General features: G+C 65.1%; 1 protein-coding gene. It reads left to right on the top strand.

Going from position 1 to position 505, the window contains the following annotated elements; translation table 11 throughout:
• Positions 1-97: 97 nt before the first annotated feature.
• Positions 98-505 (top strand): helix-turn-helix domain-containing protein (locus tag ACT3TZ_RS15270; RefSeq protein WP_444584260.1); only part of this gene is annotated, 408 nt, incomplete at its 3' end.

Genomic DNA, 505 nt, shown 5'->3' with positions numbered 1-505 from the left:
CTGTACTTCCCCGGGAGGTTGTGAACGGGTGAGGTAGCGAAGACCTCCGGGCAGGATGTGGGTTACCACACTCACTCTCCTGACCACGGAGGTCTTCGTGACTCACGCTTACGCACCCTTGACACCGGAAGGGCGTCGTCGTCTTGCTGTTCTCGTCGTGGAACAGGGCTGGTCGTTGAGGCGGGCGGCGGAACGGTTCCAGTGCTCGCCCGCGACGGTGAAGCGGTGGGCCGACAGGTACCGGGCAGGGCTGCCGTTGATCGACCGTAGTTCGAGGCCCACCTCGTCACCGAACCGGCTTTCGCGTAAGACGGAGCATCGGATCGTCGCGTTGCGGTTCACTCGCCGGTGGGGTCCGCACCGGATCGCGTATCACCTGCGGTTGCACCGTTCCACGGTCGGTCGGGTGCTCGCCCGATACAAGATGCCGAAGCTGATCAACATCGACCAGGCCACCGGGCTGCCGGTTCGCCGCCCGAAGCCGAAACGGTACGAGGTCGCCGCG

The sequence above is a fragment of the Brachybacterium sp. AOP25-B2-12 genome, from assembly GCF_052378625.1.
Lineage (GTDB): Bacteria > Actinomycetota > Actinomycetes > Actinomycetales > Dermabacteraceae > Brachybacterium.
The sequence above is the reverse complement of the archived record's forward strand: the minus strand, read 5'-3'. Positions and strand labels throughout refer to the sequence as shown.